The sequence below is a fragment of the Ectopseudomonas composti genome (assembly GCF_001567565.1).
Taxonomy (GTDB): domain Bacteria; phylum Pseudomonadota; class Gammaproteobacteria; order Pseudomonadales; family Pseudomonadaceae; genus Aquipseudomonas; species Aquipseudomonas composti_A.
The window spans coordinates 45,797-61,084 of record NZ_LSSW01000017.1 but is presented as its reverse complement, the minus strand read 5'-3'; the positions used below and the strand labels follow the sequence as shown (position 1 = coordinate 61,084).

Annotated in this window: 14 protein-coding genes and 2 tRNA genes; 12 read left to right on the top strand and 4 right to left on the bottom strand. The window is 63.5% G+C overall.

Features of this window, described 5'->3' with window-relative positions; all coding sequences use genetic code 11:
• The first annotated feature begins 6 nt into the window (after positions 1–6).
• Positions 7–83 (top strand) — tRNA-Asp (locus PCLY_RS04370).
• A 108-nt stretch (positions 84–191) separates the two neighbouring features.
• Positions 192–268 (top strand) — tRNA-Asp (locus tag PCLY_RS04365).
• 188 nt (positions 269–456) lie between these two features.
• On the opposite strand, the gene PCLY_RS04360 is transcribed toward PCLY_RS04365, so the two are convergent.
• Together PCLY_RS04360 and PCLY_RS04355 are read right to left on the bottom strand one after the other, a co-directional pair.
• The gene (locus tag PCLY_RS04360; protein ID WP_061238072.1) at positions 457–1,539 is read right to left on the bottom strand and encodes an AraC family transcriptional regulator; all 1,083 of its coding nucleotides are present in this window, start codon (positions 1,537–1,539) and stop codon (positions 457–459) included.
• Entirely contained in the window at positions 1,536–2,552 is a 1,017-nt protein-coding gene (locus PCLY_RS04355) for a carbon-nitrogen hydrolase family protein (RefSeq protein ID WP_061238071.1), read from the bottom strand. Before PCLY_RS04355 ends, PCLY_RS04360 begins: the two co-directional genes overlap by 4 nt.
• 201 nt (positions 2,553–2,753) lie before the next feature.
• On the opposite strand from PCLY_RS04355, the gene PCLY_RS04350 reads away from it, so the two are divergent.
• Together PCLY_RS04350 and PCLY_RS04345 are read left to right on the top strand one after the other, a co-directional pair.
• Complete coding sequence (locus tag PCLY_RS04350) at positions 2,754–4,787, top strand: NADPH-dependent 2,4-dienoyl-CoA reductase (RefSeq protein ID WP_061238070.1); 2,034 nt, start codon at positions 2,754–2,756, stop codon at positions 4,785–4,787.
• 66 nt (positions 4,788–4,853) lie between these two features.
• Positions 4,854–5,285, top strand: a complete 432-nt coding sequence (locus tag PCLY_RS04345; RefSeq protein ID WP_061238069.1) for a nuclear transport factor 2 family protein — start codon at positions 4,854–4,856, stop codon at positions 5,283–5,285.
• Between the two features lie 8 nt (positions 5,286–5,293).
• Here the strand turns inward: PCLY_RS04345 and PCLY_RS04340 are convergent, their stop codons facing one another.
• A complete protein-coding gene (locus tag PCLY_RS04340; protein WP_061238068.1) occupies positions 5,294–6,250 on the bottom strand; it encodes a TAXI family TRAP transporter solute-binding subunit in 957 nt (318 codons plus the stop codon).
• 574 nt (positions 6,251–6,824) lie between these two features.
• Here PCLY_RS04340 and PCLY_RS04335 point away from each other — a divergent pair.
• From PCLY_RS04335 to PCLY_RS04325, 3 genes are read left to right on the top strand one after another with little or no spacing between them, the layout of a single operon-like run.
• Positions 6,825–8,192 (top strand): coiled-coil domain-containing protein, encoded by a 1,368-nt coding sequence (locus tag PCLY_RS04335; RefSeq protein ID WP_061238067.1) that lies wholly within the window; start codon positions 6,825–6,827, stop codon positions 8,190–8,192.
• Positions 8,193–8,195: 3 nt separating this feature from the next.
• On the top strand, positions 8,196–9,137 hold the full coding sequence (locus PCLY_RS04330; protein ID WP_061238066.1) for a 1-aminocyclopropane-1-carboxylate deaminase/D-cysteine desulfhydrase: 942 nt from the start codon (positions 8,196–8,198) through the stop codon (positions 9,135–9,137).
• A gap of 22 nt (positions 9,138–9,159) precedes the next feature.
• Complete coding sequence (locus PCLY_RS04325) at positions 9,160–10,269, top strand: cyclic nucleotide-binding domain-containing protein (protein WP_061238065.1); 1,110 nt, start codon at positions 9,160–9,162, stop codon at positions 10,267–10,269.
• A gap of 35 nt (positions 10,270–10,304) precedes the next feature.
• Here PCLY_RS04325 and PCLY_RS04320 read toward each other — a convergent pair whose 3' ends face one another.
• Positions 10,305–11,237, bottom strand: a complete 933-nt coding sequence (locus tag PCLY_RS04320) for a DUF1853 family protein (RefSeq protein ID WP_061238247.1) — start codon at positions 11,235–11,237, stop codon at positions 10,305–10,307.
• Between the two features lie 97 nt (positions 11,238–11,334).
• Here PCLY_RS04320 and PCLY_RS04315 point away from each other — a divergent pair, with 97 nt between their 5' ends.
• The 5 genes from PCLY_RS04315 (at position 11,335) to PCLY_RS04295 (ending at position 15,245) form a co-directional block, all read left to right on the top strand.
• Complete coding sequence (locus tag PCLY_RS04315) at positions 11,335–12,222, top strand: NAD(+) kinase (RefSeq protein ID WP_061238064.1); 888 nt, start codon at positions 11,335–11,337, stop codon at positions 12,220–12,222.
• Positions 12,223–13,197 (top strand): metallophosphoesterase, encoded by a 975-nt coding sequence (locus PCLY_RS04310; RefSeq protein WP_061238063.1) that lies wholly within the window; start codon positions 12,223–12,225, stop codon positions 13,195–13,197.
• Positions 13,194–14,054 carry a rhomboid family intramembrane serine protease gene (locus PCLY_RS04305; RefSeq protein ID WP_061238062.1) on the top strand — a complete coding sequence of 287 codons (861 nt, stop codon included), beginning with the start codon at positions 13,194–13,196 and terminating at the stop codon, positions 14,052–14,054. The genes PCLY_RS04310 and PCLY_RS04305 overlap by 4 nt, the downstream gene beginning before the upstream one ends.
• Positions 14,055–14,145: 91 nt before the next feature.
• On the top strand, positions 14,146–14,409 hold the full coding sequence (locus tag PCLY_RS04300) for a YeaC family protein (protein WP_061238061.1): 264 nt from the start codon (positions 14,146–14,148) through the stop codon (positions 14,407–14,409).
• Positions 14,409–15,245: a DUF2797 domain-containing protein gene (locus PCLY_RS04295; RefSeq protein ID WP_061238060.1), complete on the top strand. Its 837-nt coding sequence runs from the start codon at positions 14,409–14,411 to the stop codon at positions 15,243–15,245. Before PCLY_RS04300 ends, PCLY_RS04295 begins: the two co-directional genes overlap by 1 nt.
• The last annotated feature ends 43 nt before the right edge of the window (positions 15,246–15,288 follow it).

Here is a 15,288-nt window from a genome sequence, read left to right as displayed (position 1 = left end):
CGACGCGCAGCGGTAGTTCAGTCGGTTAGAATACCGGCCTGTCACGCCGGGGGTCGCGGGTTCGAGTCCCGTCCGCTGCGCCATTATTTCCCAGATCGACGTTTCGTCGGTTTGAGGTGGCAAAACCCGCAAGGGTGCCATCAGACGCTACAGAGCTTCAAGAGTTTTATGGACGAAAGTCCAACCGACACGCAGCGGTAGTTCAGTCGGTTAGAATACCGGCCTGTCACGCCGGGGGTCGCGGGTTCGAGTCCCGTCCGCTGCGCCATATACGAAACCCGTTGATCGCAAGATCGACGGGTTTTTTATTGCCTCCTGTCCGGTCGAGCGCCCCTGCGGCGTTCCGTCATCTTGTCTTCATGCAGGCAAAGTAGCTTGCTAATGAGCAGATAAATGATCCAGGAGAACGCAGATGGATGACTATCAGGAAGAATTGCTCGAACGCGATGCCTTCGATCAAGACGTGACCGAATCGGACGACGCTACCGAGCTCTGAGCGTCGCCAGTGGCCCTGCGCTGAGCGCGGCGATAGTCACCGGGCGTTTGCCCGAGCCAGCGCTTGAACGCGCGCTGGAAGGCTTCGGCCGAGGCGAAACCGAGCAGATAGGCGATCTCGCCGAAGGCCAGTTCGGTATCACGAATGTAGGCCGTGGCCAGGTCGCGGCGGGTGTCGTTTAGGATGGTGCGAAACTGCGTGCCTTCTTCGGCGAGCTTGCGCCGCAGCGTCCAGCTCGGCAGGTGCAGACGCCGGGCCACTTCCTCCAGATCCGGTTCGTGGCCGTGCAGCAGCGGTCCGAGTAGCTGGATGACCCGTTCGCGCAGGCTGCGGGTGCGAGTCAATTGCTCCAGCTCACGCTCGCACAGCTCCAGCAGGTGGCGCCAGGTCCCGGGGCAGTGGTGCGGATTGCGCAGGGCCAGGGTTTCGTTGTTCAGGCGCAAGCGATTGGCGCTGGCGGCGAACTCCACCGGGCAGCCAAAAAGGCTTTCGTAGCGCTCGCCGTATTGCGGTGCCGGAAATTCGATTTCGACCCTTTCCAGGTTGATGGCGTGGCCGACCACATGCGCCAGATTGACCTGCCAGCCAGCCAGCACTGAATCCACCACGAAGCGGTTGTAGGCGTTGTACGGGCTGATGGAATAGAAGTGCAGCCAGGCGCCGCGCGGGTCCTCATCGAAGCTCGAGCGGCCGCGGTAGTTGGCGGCGTAGAGCGGCTCGAAGCGCGTCAGCGTGCGCGCCGCTTCACGTAGGTCGGGCGCTTGCATGGCGCAGACGCCGGCCAGGCCGATCTGGTTTGGGTGGCTGTGACGACCCATGTCCAGGCCCAGCGCAGGTTCGCCGCACAGCGCGATGGCGCTGTGGCCGAGGCGCATGAAGCGCGGGATCGACAGGCGTGCGCGCGCTTCGCTCAGGCGCGTGGTATCGAGGCCGAACTGCTGTAGCAAGGGCCGTGGATCATGGTCATGTGCGCTCAGCGCGGCTGCCAGCGCTTGGGTGAAACCGACGGAGAGATCGCCCAGGCGAACGCGTGAGGCTTTCATAACCAGAGATTGATCAGTTGCGCGCCACGGCTGCTGTCGCCCAGGCTGACCTGCCCGGCCGAGAAGGCCAGCGCTGGCGCCTGGCCGCTGCGTTCCCACAGGCGTCCGCGTGTGTGGACTTGCAGCGCTGCGCGGATGCCCTGGGCTTGCAGGTGCGCAGCGAATTCGGAGGCATCCGGCTTGTTGTCGATATCGCTGGGCATGACCAGCAGCTCGATGGACTGCTGGTCGTGAGCGGCTATGTGTCGGGTATCGCCGCCGAGCACTATGCCCAGGCGGCCTGCCGGTGTGTCGACGGCCTGCGGTGTATCTGGCGCCAGGCTGCTGGCTGTGGCGGCGCTGAAGGCCTGGCGCTGTGGTTGCCCCAGTGGTTTGCCGGAGCGGTCGAAGACCAGGCTGGCGTTGTACAGCGGGCCGCTGGCGACCTGCAGCTGGCCATGCTCCAGGCGTGGTTCAGGCAAGACGATGGAGCCGGCCACCAGGGTCACGGCATAGTCACGTGCCAGGCCGCCGAACAGCTGCTGGTAGTCATGTGCCATACGCTTAGCCTTGGTGCGCAGCAGGGCGTCCTGCAGACGAGCGTCGCCTTCGGCCGTGAGCAGCGCCGGGAGAAAATCCAGGGGGTTGCTCGCCGCTGACCATTGCAAGGCGTGCTGGCGGTCGCGAGCCTGATACAGCTCATCCTTCTCGCCGATGGCGAACAGCCAGGTGCCGATATGTTCGGGCAACACCACCACGGTGCGCGGATTGAGCAGGCCCAGATCGCGGGCCCGGTCGAGGTAAGCCGACAGCTTCAGGTGCAGGCGCTCCAGGCTCTGATAGTCGCCGGTGACCAGTTCGGGCTGAATGCCAAGCAGGTTGCCGTCCGCGCCGGGGCTACCCTGATTGAGGGCCAGATGGCTGCGCAGGTCCGACAGGTAGGGGACTTGCGGTCGCTGCCCGCACCAGTAGGCATAGGCCGTGAGACTGCCGAGCAGCAGGCAGGCGAGGCAAAGGTTGATCAATCGACGCATGGGTGTCTTTCGCTGGTTGGTCTGTTCAGGGTAGGTCGGACGAAGCCCGAAGCCAAGCAAGGCTGTTATTTTTGATCATTATCTTGTCAGATTTGATCATTGAGCCTGTCGTTTGGCCTCTTTATCGTCTGGCTCCATAACCGACCGCGTGCCCATGAGACCGCGGCGATCCGTGAACTGCACCGCGATGTGGAGAATTCCATGACTGCTCGTTACCCGCACCTGCTGGCCCCGCTCGATCTGGGCTTCACCACGCTGAAGAACCGCACCCTGATGGGCTCGATGCACACGGGGCTGGAAGAAAAACCGGGCGGCTTCGAGCGCATGGCGGCCTATTTCGCCGAGCGTGCCCGGGGCGGCGTTGGCCTGATGGTTACCGGCGGTATCGGTCCGAACGAGGAGGGCGGTGTCTATGCCGGCGCGGCCAAGCTGAGCACGCTGGAAGAGGCCGAGAAGCACAAGGTCGTCACCCAGGCCGTGCACGAGGCCGGTGGCAAGATCTGCATGCAGATCTTGCATGCCGGGCGTTATGCCTACAGCCCAAAGTCCGTGGCGCCGAGCGCCATCCAGGCGCCGATCAACCCGTTCAAGCCGCGTGAGCTGGACGAGGAGGGTATCGAGAAGCAGATCGCCGATTTCGTCAATTGCGCGTCGCTGGCGCAGCAGGCCGGCTACGACGGTGTCGAGGTGATGGGCTCGGAAGGCTACTTCATCAACCAGTTCCTGGTGACCCACACCAACCATCGCAGCGACCGCTGGGGCGGCAGCTTCGAGAATCGCATGCGCCTACCGGTGGAGATCGTCCGCCGCGTGCGTGAGGCGGTCGGGCCGAATTTCATCATCATCTATCGTCTGTCGATGCTCGATCTGGTCGAGGGCGGCAGCGCCTGGGACGAGATCGTGCTGCTGGCTAAGGCCATCGAGCAGGCCGGGGCGACGATCATCAATACAGGTATCGGCTGGCACGAGGCGCGCATCCCGACCATCGCCACCAAGGTACCGCGCGCGGCTTTCACCAAGGTCACCGCCAAGCTCAAGGGTGAGGTGTCGATCCCGCTGATCACCACCAACCGCATCAACACCCCGGAAGTCGCCGAGCAGGTGCTGGCCGAGGGCGATGCCGACATGGTCTCGATGGCGCGTCCGTTCCTCGCTGACCCGGACTTCGTCAACAAGGCCGCCGAGGGCCGCGCGGACGAGATCAACACCTGCATCGGCTGCAACCAGGCCTGCCTGGATCACACCTTCGGTGGCAAGCTGACCAGCTGCCTGGTCAACCCGCGTGCCTGCCACGAGACCGAGTTGAACTACATCCCCACCACGCAGGTGAAGAAGATCGCCGTGGTCGGTGCCGGCCCGGCTGGCCTGGCGGCCTCCACCGTCGCTGCCGAGCGTGGCCACAGCGTGACGCTGTTCGATTCGGCCAGCGAGATCGGTGGCCAGTTCAACGTGGCCAAGCGCGTACCGGGCAAGGAAGAGTTCTTCGAGACCCTGCGCTATTTCAAGCGCAAGCTGGAAACCACCGGCGTCGATGTACGCCTGAATACCCGTGTTTCGGTGGACGACCTGGTCAAGGGCGGCTTCGACGAGATCATTCTGGCCACCGGCATCGCCCCGCGTACCCCGGAGATTCCGGGTATCGAGCATGCCAAGGTGATTGGTTATCTGGACGCCATTCTTGAACGCAAGCCGGTCGGTCAGAACGTGGCGGTGATCGGCGCTGGTGGCATCGGTTTCGATGTCTCCGAGTTCATCACTCATCAGGGTACGGCCACCAGCCTCGACCGTGACGAGTTCTGGAAGGAGTGGGGCATCGACCCCGCGCTCGAGGCCCGTGGTGGCGTGGCGGGCGTCGCGGCCCATCCGCACCCGGCAGCGCGTCAGGTGTTCCTGCTGCAGCGCAAGAAATCCAAGGTCGGCGATGGCCTGGGCAAGACCACCGGCTGGATTCACCGTGCTGGCCTGAAGAACAAGAACGTGCAGATGCTCAACAGCGTCGAGTACCTGCAGATTGACGATGCGGGTCTGCATATTCGCATCGCCGGTGGCGAGGAGCAGGTGCTGCCGGTCGATACCGTGATCGTCTGCGCCGGCCAGGATCCGCTGCGTGAGTTGCAGGACGGTCTGGAAAGCGCCGGCCAGCGCGTGCATCTGGTCGGCGGCGCGGATGTCGCCGCCGAGCTGGATGCCAAGCGGGCCATCAACCAGGGCTCGCGCCTGGCGGCCGAACTCTGATCGGAACAGCGCCCCGCCCAGTGCGGGGCGTTGGCTATCTGGCCTGAAAATAACAAGGAGAAGCCGATGTCACTCGACGCCCAGCTCAACCCTGCAGCCGCAGCCACTCTGGCGCGCTGGCACCAGTTCGTCGCCGCCAAGGACCTAAGCGCCTTGCCCGAGCTGCTGCATCCGCAGGCGCTGTTCCGTTCTCCCATGGCACATACGCCTTATCCGGGTGCGCAGGTGGTCAACCTGATCCTCAATACTGTGCTCAAGGTGTTCGAAGACTTCGCCTATCACCGCGAACTGGCCAGCACCGACGGTCTCAATGTAGTGCTGGAGTTCTCCGCGCGGGTCGGCGGGCGCGAATTGAAGGGCATCGACATGATCCGCTTCGACGAGTCGGGGCGCATCGTCGAGTTCGAGGTGATGGTGCGCCCGATGAGCGGCTTGCAGGCGCTTGGCGCCGAGATGGCGCAGCGCCTGGCGCCCTTTCTCGCCGCCGCCAAGGGCTGAGTCAGGCGTTACTTGAGAACGCCCGCTTCTCGGTAGAAGCGCTCCGCGCCAGGGTGCAGCGGAATTGGCAGGCCGCTGGTCGCCCGTTCCAGTCGGATGGCCTTGGCGGCCGGGTGTGCTTCGGCCAGGCGATCGAGGTTTTCGAAGAGCAGTTTGGTCATCTGGTAGGCGATATCGTCGGAGACGCTGGTCTGGCTGACCAGAACGTTGGTGATGGTCGCCGTGGTCACGTCACTGGTCTGGCCTTTGTAGGTGCCGGCCGGGATGGTGCCTGACTGATAGGCGCTGCCGCCGATGCGCGACACCACTTGCTCTGGAATGGCGACGAAGTTGACCGGTACGCGTTCGGCCAGCTCACGAATCGCTGCCATGCCCAGACCGGCCGATTGCAGGGTGGCGTCCAACTGGCCCTTTTCGATCAAGCTTACCGATTCGGCGTAGGGCTTGAATTCGACATGCCCCATGTCGCTGTAGCTCAGGCCGGCGGCCTTGAAGATCGCCCTGGCGTTGAGCTCGGTGCCCGAGCGTGGCGCCCCGACGGAAATGCGCTTGCCGCGTAGATCTTCCAGGCTGTTGATTCCCGATGCCTGGCTGGCAACGATCTGGATGTAGTTGGGATATATCCCGGCGATGGCCCGCAATCGGTCACGAGGGGCTCTGAAACCGGCCTCTTCGTCGCCTTTCCAGGCATCGGCTACCGAGTCACCCAGCGCGAAAGCCAACTGGCCGCGGGCGATCTGCAGCAGGTTGAGGTTCTCCACCGACGCCTTGGTGGCGCGCACGCTGGTGCTGGAGCCCGCGATGTTCTCGCTGTATAGCTCGGACAGGCTCATGCCCAGCGGGTAATAGACGCCACTGGTGCCGCCTGTGAGGATGTTGATCGAGGTTGGATTGGAGTGAGCGTTGGGGCTGGTGGCCAGGATTGCGGCAGCAGCGAGCAGGCCAAGAGACTTGGCTAAGCGCATGGGAATTCTCCATTGTTGTTATTTTGTTTGGCTAAGGCGGTGTCAGCGTTGCGTTGATGGTCTTCTTCGGCGGGCCGAGGTGAGAGGCAGGATGGGCAAACGATGGCAGAACATGGCTGACCTCTTGTCTTTTTTATCAGTCCGGCCCGCGCGACGGCAGTGCGAGCTCATTCGGCCCGAGCAGATGACGTGCCAGGTTGTCAGACCACTGCTCTAGAGCCTGGCGACTGATCGCTCGCGGCTTCGCATCGGCGGAAAGCTGCTTGTCTGTCTGGGGAAAATGGCAAGAATCCGCCGATTGGCTGGCTGCATGGGGGCTGAATCGGTCGAGAGATTTTCGGCCGCCGGCGCCTGGCAAAGGGGGCGATGCTGCGCTCTCGTCACATTTTGCTACTAGCTGTGATCTTTCCGGCCCGGCTCGCGGACTGACTGCCAACCCAGTCACATTGCTCTGGTTCGGTTTTCCCCTAGACTTGCCAGACGTGTCAGGGACGATATTTCGTGTCAGCGCATTCACTGCTCCGGCACGCGACTACGTGCGCGCGTACTCCCCGGTTGGTCCAGAGGGTCCTAAATGAGCATGCAGAACAAGCCGCAGATGGTGGAAGCCGTGATGTTCTTCAGTGAACGCGGTATCTGCAAACAGATGATGTTCCCCGAGTTCGAGGCGTTGCTCGACGGTGTGGTGAACATGCCTGAGTTTGCGGACGAGCAGATGCGCGCGGTGTTCGTGGTGATCAATCCGCGCCTGCTGGTCAGGGCTGCGGTGTTCTTCTTTCTGGATTTCGACGAGGACGGTCGTCCCGACAAGGGCTGGAACATTCCGCTGCAACACCTGGCCGAACGTGCCGGTCGAGGCCCCGACCTCGGCGCCGGGCCGATTCGCCTGGCCTGTCGTAGCCAGTGCCCGGTGTCCTGGCACCAGATGCATCTGTGGGACCCCAGTCTGGCGCCGGGGCAGAATGATCTGGTGCTGCTGCGTGATGCCGCCAAGCGCAACCAACTCGGCTTGCTCATCGAGGACGACAGTGCCCAGGCGGTGGTCGCCGAGCGTTTGCAGGTGGCTTCGGAAGACAAATGGTATGCGCCAGATCCGGCCAAGGAAGTGGCCGATCAGTTGGCCCAGAAGATGGACCAGGAACACCGCGCCAAGACCGCGCAACTGATTCAGCAGCAACGCCTGCGCATTACCAGCCTGACCCAGCAGCATGAGCAAGAGCTGGCCAAGCTCAAGTTGGCCAGTGAGGAGCAGAGCAAGAACCTGCAGGCCCAGCTGCATGGGCTGCACCAGGCCCTGCGTCAGCAGGAAGAGCTCAATGCCAATCTCAAGGCGCAACTGAGCGCGCAGGCAGAAAGCTTTCAGAGCAGCCGCGAGGAGATGACGCAGCAGCTGCGTGCGCTCGAGCGTCATGGGCGTACCGAGGGCGATATTCTGCGTGCGCAGTTCGAGGGCGAAATGCGCGCGAAGATCGCGGCTGCGGTGGCGGAGTACAAGGAGCAGATCGACGTACGTGATGTCGAGCTGGCCTATCGCAACGAGCTGGATGCTCAGCGGCAGGCGGAAATCGAGCGTCTCAAGCGTGAACGTGACGCCTTCGCCAGTCAGGGCGGTGATCAGGTGCTGGAGCGCCTGGCCAAACTCGGCGTGGTGTTCGTGGTGTACCATCCTGGCGCCGGGCACCTGACCATTCCGCTGCAGGACGTTGCCCGTTACCAGGACAGCCCCATGGCCTACGCCGCTGGCAAGTGCTTCGTTTCCGAAGAGCAATACCGTCACTGGCTGGCGCATTATCAGCAGCCCAGTTGTGATGCCACCCTGCCCAGTGGCGAGCGCTGCGCCATTCCCATCGATCGCGTCGATACGCCCAGTCGCTTCACGCTGGGTGATTCGAATTGCTGTGCGCGGCACAAGGCGAGTAGCCGCCTGCGTACTGTCGGCTGACGTTTGGCGGTACGGATTGCGCACTGGCGCCCTCAGGCGCCGCTGCAAACCTTCACGCTTCCCTGGCTCGACGCTGCCGGCGTCGAGCTTGCCTGCCTGCGTCTGGACCTGGTCGATCCGCTGGTTTCCGGCAACAAGTGGTTCAAGCTCGCGCCCTATGTCGAGCAGGCCGTTGCCGACGGTGCGCAGGGCCTGATCAGTCTGGGTGGTGCACACTCCAACCATCTGCATGCGCTGGCCGCGGCGGGCCAGCGGTTTGGCTTCGCCAGCATCGGCCTGCTGCGTGGGGAGCCGCAACGGACGCCCACCATAGATGACCTGCAGCGCATGGGCATGCAGCTGCACTGGTTGGGTTATGGCGGCTATCGCGCGCGTCATCAGGCGGATTTCTGGACGCCCTGGCTGAACCGGTATCCGGATTTTCAGGTGGTGGGCGAGGGTGGTCTGGGGCTTCAGGGCGCTCGAGGTTGCAGCGCGCTGGTGGAGATGGCCGAGGCGCAGTTGGCCGATATCGGTTGGGCTGATTTCGATGCCTGGTGGTTGGCGGCTGGGACGGGAACCACCATGGCCGGTCTGCTGCTGGGTGAGCCGCGGCGCAAGGTTTTCGCTGCGCAGGCGGTGCCCGGCGATCACGGGGTTGCCAACCAGGTCGCCGCGCTGCTCGACGAGGCTGGGGTGTCGGGGCGCAGCTACCAACTGATCGAGGCCGCGCGCGGCGGTTTTGCGCGGCTCGATGAGCCGTTACGCCAATTCATCCTGCACGCCGAACAGGCCTGCGCTCTGCCGCTGGAGCCTGTGTATACCGGCAAGGCGCTCATGGCGCTGCGCGATTTCTGCGAGCGTGGCCTATTCGCACGCGGCACTCGGCTGATCTTCATTCATACTGGCGGCTTGCAAGGTCGTCGGGTGTTGATGGGCGCCAGTGCCGACTACACTCAGGTCTGACCAGCGGAGCCTGGAAATCCTCATGAGCGAACCCCTTACCCCCGAACAGCTGCGCAGCCTGACCCCGCTCAATGTGCTTTCCGAGCAGCAGTGGCGGGAGTTGCGCAGCCAGTTGGTACCGCAGCCCCTGCTGGCCGGGCAGCTGCTGTTTCGCCAGGGCGACCAGGCTCGGCTGACCTGCTATCTGCTCGCTGGTGAGCTGCAGTTGCAGGATGCCGAGGGGCGTACGCAGACCCTGCAAGCCGGTAGCGAGATCAGCTGCCATCCGTTGTCGCCGAGCTTGCCACGGCTGCATGACGCCCGCGCCTTGACCGATGTCAGTGTGCTGATGATCGACAGCGCCACGCTGGATCGTCTGCTGACCTGGCGCCTGGCGCATCAGGACCTGTTGCTGGCGCTGCAGCAGGCTGGCGCCGATATGGAATGGCTGGAGCGGCTGTTGGAAAATCCGCTGTTTGCCAAGGTGCCGCCCGCCAATGTGCAGAACATGCTGGCGCGCCTGCAGCGGGTCGAGCTTGCTGCAGGCAGCCAGGTTCTCGAGGAGGGCGCCAGCGGTGATTGCTGTTATTTCCTGGAAAGTGGCCGCGCCGAGGTGATTCGCCGTGCCGGCAGCAATCATCAGGTGTTGGCGGAACTCGAGGTAGGCGCCTGTTTCGGCGAGGAAGCGCTGCTTGCCGATCGGCCGCGCAATGCCACGGTAACCATGGTCGAAGCCGGTAGCGTGCTGCGCCTCGATCGTCAGGATTTCTTCGCCCTGCTCAAGGCGCCAGTGGTGGCCGAAGTGTCGCTGGGCGAGGCCGCCAGACTGCTTGCGCAGGGCGCTCAGTGGCTGGATGTGCGGTTGCAGGAGGAGTACGAAAAGGCGCACGCCCCTCAGGCGTTGCATATGCCGCTGCAGCTGTTGCGCCTCAAGGCGCGCCTGCTGGAACGTTCACGCACCTATCTCTGTTACTGCGACAGTGGCAAACGCAGTGGTAGCGCCGTATTTCTCCTGGCGCAACTGGGTTACAGCGTTTACGCCTTGCGCGGTGGTCTGGATGCCTTGCCGGGCGTGCAGCGTGATGCGCTGCTGTGCGAAAACGGTGCGGGGTACCTGGCGCGTTCCGGTGGTCGAACCGAGCGCAGTCGTTGAGCGGTTCGACGCCTGTAGCTGGCCGATGGCCTGGACTATGACTGCACTGGCCACTGATCGTTGACCAGAAAGACCCGCTCGATTTCCCGCCAGTCCCCGGCATCATCTGCTTCCAGCCTTACCAGCAACTGCGCGTTGGCCTCGGGCCTCAGCGTACTCAGCCATTGCTGGAAGGTTGCGGCGGGCCAGATCCCGTCGGCACTTACCCGCGCCGGTGCCAGCCAGGCCAGCCTCGGCAGTGGTTGCCAGCGGGCGTGCGCCTGCGTTGCGGCGAAATCAGCCCAGTCGCGCTGGCGTAACCAGCTGCCCCGACAGTGTTCGAGCGTGGCGCCGCGAGGTGGCGGGCAGGCATCGGGCCAGGGGTAGAACAGGTAGCCGCCAAGCCAGAAGGCGGATCGAGGCTCGGCTAACTGCAGTTCGTTCAAGGTCCCGCGTGCCTCGCGGCGTGATGACAGGGGCAGTTGGTGCTGCGCGAGGTGGCCGAGTTTCAGATCGAGACGATCATGGCTGCCGGGGCCCAGCCAATCGGCTGCGCCGCTGCCCTGCGTGCCCAGGTAGAACTTCACCGCCAGCTCCAGATGATGTTCGCCTTCGTCGTCGCGCAGCAACAAGTCCAGCTCGCCCAGGGTCTGGCCGCCCTGGCGGATCGGCAGGTTGGCGGCGATCACCTCGACATCAGGCGCAGCGTGCAGGGCGAACTGCCACAGGCGTTCGTAATAGAGGCCGAGGCGGCGCACCGGTTTTGCCGCCAGCCAGGTGTGAATGGCGCTGGGATCCCTGTCCTGCAGCGCAAGCCAGTCTGCCAGCCGCTGCGGCTGGTGTGACCAGCAACTGGCCTGTAGCGGATGACGCTGGGTTTTCGTGGTCTCACCGAGCAAGGGAGGCGCACACAGCGCCCAGGCCAGGTCGCGCACGGCAGGGGTGCGCAGGCTCTGCAGAAGGTCATGCAGCAAGTCAGCAGGGGTCATGACCCCGAGCATAGCGCAGTAACAGCCTCGGTTTGCTGCGGCCCAGGCCTTTGGCCGATAATCCCTCATCGTTTCTTATCTGTCTGGCGGGAGTCCCATGGAGCAATTTCGCAATGTCGGCATCATCGGGCGCCTGGGCAGCACGCGGGTTCTGGAAACCGTGCGGCGACTCAAGCGTTTTCTGATCGACCGTCACCTGCATGTGATCCTCGAGGACACCATCGCTGATGTGCTGCCAGGGCATGGCCTGCAGACCTCCTCGCGCAAGATGCTCGGCGAGGTCTGTGACCTGGTGATCGTCGTCGGTGGCGACGGCAGCATGCTCGGCGCTGCCCGAGCCCTGGCGCGGCACAAGGTGCCGGTGCTGGGGATCAACCGTGGCAGTCTGGGCTTTCTCACCGATATTCGCCCCGATGAGCTGGAGCTCAAGGTGGCGCAGGTGCTCGAAGGCCAGTACCTCACTGAAAACCGCTTCCTGCTGGAAGTCGAGGTGCGCCGCCAGGGTGAGGCCATCGGTCAGGGCGATGCGCTCAACGATGTGGTGCTGCACCCCGGCAAGTCGACGCGGATGATCGAGTTCGAGCTGTATATCGATGGTCAGTTCGTCTGCAGCCAGAAGGCCGATGGCCTGATCGTCGCCACGCCCACCGGTTCGACGGCTTACGCGTTGTCCGCAGGCGGGCCGATCATGCATCCCAAGCTCGACGCGATCGTGGTGGTGCCGATGTACCCGCATACGCTGTCCAGTCGGCCCATCGTGGTCGATGGCCACAGTGAGCTGAAAGTGGTGGTGTCGCCTGACATGACCATCTACCCGCAGGTGTCCTGCGATGGCCAGAACCACTTTACCTGCGCGCCGGGCGACACCCTGCACGTGGCCAAGAAGGCGCAGAAGCTGCGTCTGATCCATCCGCTGGATCACAACTATTACGAGGTCTGCCGTACCAAACTGGGTTGGGGCAGCCGCCTGGGAGGACAGGACTGAATGTCCCTCGACCCCCATCGTGGCTATGACCTGATCGGTGATATCCACGGTTGTGCGCGCACCCTCGAACGCCTGCTCGAACGCCTCGGTTACAGCCTGCAGAGTGGCGTGTGGCGCCACCCGACGCGCATGGTGATTTTCCTCGGCGACCTGGTGGACCGCGGCCCTGGCATTCGCGAGGCCCTGCACCTGGTGCATGACATGGTGCGTACCGGTCAGGCGCTGTGCATCATGGGTAACCACGAATTCAACGCGCTGGGCTGGAGTACGCCGGCACCGCCGGGTAGTGGTCGTCAGTACGTACGCGAGCACAGCCCGCGCCACCAACGGCTGATACGCGAGACATTGGCGCAGTTCGAGAATTATCCGCAGGAATGGCGTGAATTCCTCCGTTGGTTCTACGAGATGCCGCTATTCATCGACGCCGGGCGCTTTCGTGTCGTGCACGCCTGCTGGGATGCCGAGCTGATCACGCCGCTCAAGGCACAGTTTCCCGACGGCTGCATCGACGAGCATTTCCTTCAGGCGGCCGCCGTACCTGGCAGCTTCGCCAATATGGCGCTCGACCGCCTGCTGCGTGGTACCGACATGCGCCTGCCGCATGGCCTGACCTTGACCGGCGGCGACGGCTTCACGCGTTCCTTCTTTCGCACCAAGTTCTGGGAAGAAAATCCGCAAACCTACGGCGATATCGTGTTCCAGCCTGATGCCTTGCCAGAGCTGGCGGCGCAGACGCCGTTGACCGAACTGCAGAAAGACGAGCTGCTGAGGTATGGCGCGCACGAGCCGCTGCTGTTCGTCGGGCACTACTGGCGGCGCGGCAAGCCCGCGCCGATCAGGCCCAACCTGGCCTGCCTGGATTACAGTGCGGTGGTCGGTGGCCGTTTGGTTGCTTATCGCCTGGATCAGGAAACACGTCTTGATGCGGGTAAATTCGTCTGGGTCGATGTCGATCCGCAGGAGGCACCACGATGACGGCAGTAGTGGTATTGCGCTTGCCGCTGGATACCGATTTGAGCGGCTTCGTCGCGCTGCTGCAGCGCTTGCGCGTACCGCACCGGGTGGCGGAAGAGGGCGGTGAGCAGGTGCTCTGGGTGCCGGGGCAGGAACTGGCCGAGCAGGTGCGCGAGCTCTATGCCAATCACCCGCAGGGTGACGCCGGCACAGAGTTGCCGGTAAGCGTTGCCCCTGTGCGCGACAGCTTCTTCACTCAGTTGCGCCGCAATCCGGTCACGGCGCTGGTGCTGCTGGCGACTTTCATCGTCTTCGCCGTGACCCTGGCCGGCGAGAACCACGCCGCGATTCGTTGGCTCAGCTTCGTCGACTACCGTATCGATGGCGGCAACATCTACCTCAATTACCTGGACGCCACGCTGCAAAGCGGCCAGTGGTGGAGGCTGATCACTCCGATGCTGATCCACTTTGGCTGGCTGCATCTGGCGATGAATAGCCTGTGGTACTGGGAGTTGGGGCGGCGTATCGAGTTTCGCCAGGGCGCCGTTGGTTTGCTGGGGCTGACCCTGTTGTTCGGCCTTGCGTCGAATTTCGCCCAATACTGGTGGGCCGGCCCCTCGTTGTTCGGCGGCCTGTCTGGCGTGCTCTATGGCCTGCTCGGGCATTGCTGGATCTACCAGCGTCTGGCGCCTAACGCTGCGTATCGTCTGCCGCCCGGCGTGCTGGTGATGATGCTGATCTGGCTGGTGGTCTGCATGACCGGCATCTTCGAAACGCTGGGTGTGGGTGCCATTGCCAACGGTGCGCATGTCGGCGGCTTGCTCACCGGCTGCCTGACAGGCTTGCTTGGCGGTATGCTGGCCCGACGTAGCGCTTGATTCGACTGTTTTGACCTGCAGGGCGAGTGCCGCTCGCCAATGCAGTGTATAGGCGGGGCCTACCCGCTCTACGATTTATCTGGAGACCTGAATGTCGTCCTTTCTCGATGCGATTGAAAACATCACCCCGGAAATTTACGAGAGTCTCAAGCTGGCCGTGGAGATCGGCAAATGGCCCGATGGCCGCAAGCTGACCCAGGAACAGAAAGAACTGAGCCTGCAGGCGATGATCGCCTGGGAAATGCAGAATCTGCCGGAAGAAGAACGCACCGGCTACATGGGCGAGCAGGCGTGCAAGTCCAAGTCCGAGCTGGTACCGAACCTGTTGTTCAAGTCCTCGGAGACTCTGCACTGATGTTCGAGCTTGGACGTGGCTCGCTGAGCAAGATGAAGGCGCATCTGGATGCGCCGGTGCAGTACGCCTTTCGCCTGGGCGATGAAGAGGTGCCGGTCAACCCGCTGGTGGGCAAGAGCCTGCGCCTTGAGTACCTCGGCGCCATTCATTGCACGCACTGCGGGCGCAAGACCAAGACCAGTTTCAGCCAGGGCTACTGCTACCCCTGCATGCAGAAGCTGGCGCAATGCGACGTGTGCATCATGAGTCCCGAGAAGTGCCACTACGACGCCGGCACCTGCCGCGAGCCGAGCTGGGGCGAGCAGTTCTGCATGACCGACCACATCGTCTATCTGGCCAACTCCAGTGGCGTGAAGGTCGGCATCACCCGTTCCAGCCAGGTGCCGACACGCTGGATCGATCAGGGCGCGACCCAGGCGCTGCCGATCCTGCGCGTGGCCACCCGGCAGCAGTCCGGCTTCGTCGAGGATCTGCTGCGTACGCGCGTGGCGGACAAGACCAACTGGCGCGCGTTGCTCAAGGGCGATGCCGCACCGGTCGATCTGCCGGCGATTCGCGAACAGCTGTTCGACAGCTGTGGCGCGGGCATTGCCGAGCTGCAGCAGCGTTTCGGCCTGCAGGCCATCCAGCCGCTGAATGATGCCGAGGTGCTGGACATCCGCTACCCGATCGAGGCCTACCCGGCGAAGATCACCAGCTTCAATCTGGACAAGCAGCCGCTGGCCGAGGGTACTCTGCTCGGTATCAAGGGCCAGTACCTGATGTTCGACACCGGCGTGATCAATATCCGCAAGTACACCGCTTACCAGCTGGCTGTCCACGAGATCGCCGGCTGATACCTGATTGCTACCCGGCGCCGGACGGCGCCGCCGACAAGGG

Excerpts from the sequence above, each read along its gene's own strand:
- PCLY_RS04360 (WP_061238072.1), bottom strand. The coding sequence starts at position 1,539 with ATGAAAGCCTCACGCGTTCGCCTGGGCGATCTCTCCGTCGGTTTCACC.
- PCLY_RS04355 (WP_061238071.1), bottom strand. The coding sequence starts at position 2,552 with ATGCGTCGATTGATCAACCTTTGCCTCGCCTGCCTGCTGCTCGGCAGT.
- PCLY_RS04350 (WP_061238070.1), top strand. The coding sequence starts at position 2,754 with ATGACTGCTCGTTACCCGCACCTGCTGGCCCCGCTCGATCTGGGCTTC.
- PCLY_RS04345 (WP_061238069.1), top strand. The coding sequence starts at position 4,854 with ATGTCACTCGACGCCCAGCTCAACCCTGCAGCCGCAGCCACTCTGGCG.
- PCLY_RS04340 (WP_061238068.1), bottom strand. The coding sequence starts at position 6,250 with ATGCGCTTAGCCAAGTCTCTTGGCCTGCTCGCTGCTGCCGCAATCCTG.
- PCLY_RS04335 (WP_061238067.1), top strand. The coding sequence starts at position 6,825 with ATGAGCATGCAGAACAAGCCGCAGATGGTGGAAGCCGTGATGTTCTTC.
- PCLY_RS04325 (WP_061238065.1), top strand. The coding sequence starts at position 9,160 with ATGAGCGAACCCCTTACCCCCGAACAGCTGCGCAGCCTGACCCCGCTC.
- PCLY_RS04320 (WP_061238247.1), bottom strand. The coding sequence starts at position 11,237 with ATGACCCCTGCTGACTTGCTGCATGACCTTCTGCAGAGCCTGCGCACC.
- PCLY_RS04315 (WP_061238064.1), top strand. The coding sequence starts at position 11,335 with ATGGAGCAATTTCGCAATGTCGGCATCATCGGGCGCCTGGGCAGCACG.
- PCLY_RS04310 (WP_061238063.1), top strand. The coding sequence starts at position 12,223 with ATGTCCCTCGACCCCCATCGTGGCTATGACCTGATCGGTGATATCCAC.
- PCLY_RS04305 (WP_061238062.1), top strand. The coding sequence starts at position 13,194 with ATGACGGCAGTAGTGGTATTGCGCTTGCCGCTGGATACCGATTTGAGC.
- PCLY_RS04300 (WP_061238061.1), top strand. The coding sequence starts at position 14,146 with ATGTCGTCCTTTCTCGATGCGATTGAAAACATCACCCCGGAAATTTAC.
- PCLY_RS04295 (WP_061238060.1), top strand. The coding sequence starts at position 14,409 with ATGTTCGAGCTTGGACGTGGCTCGCTGAGCAAGATGAAGGCGCATCTG.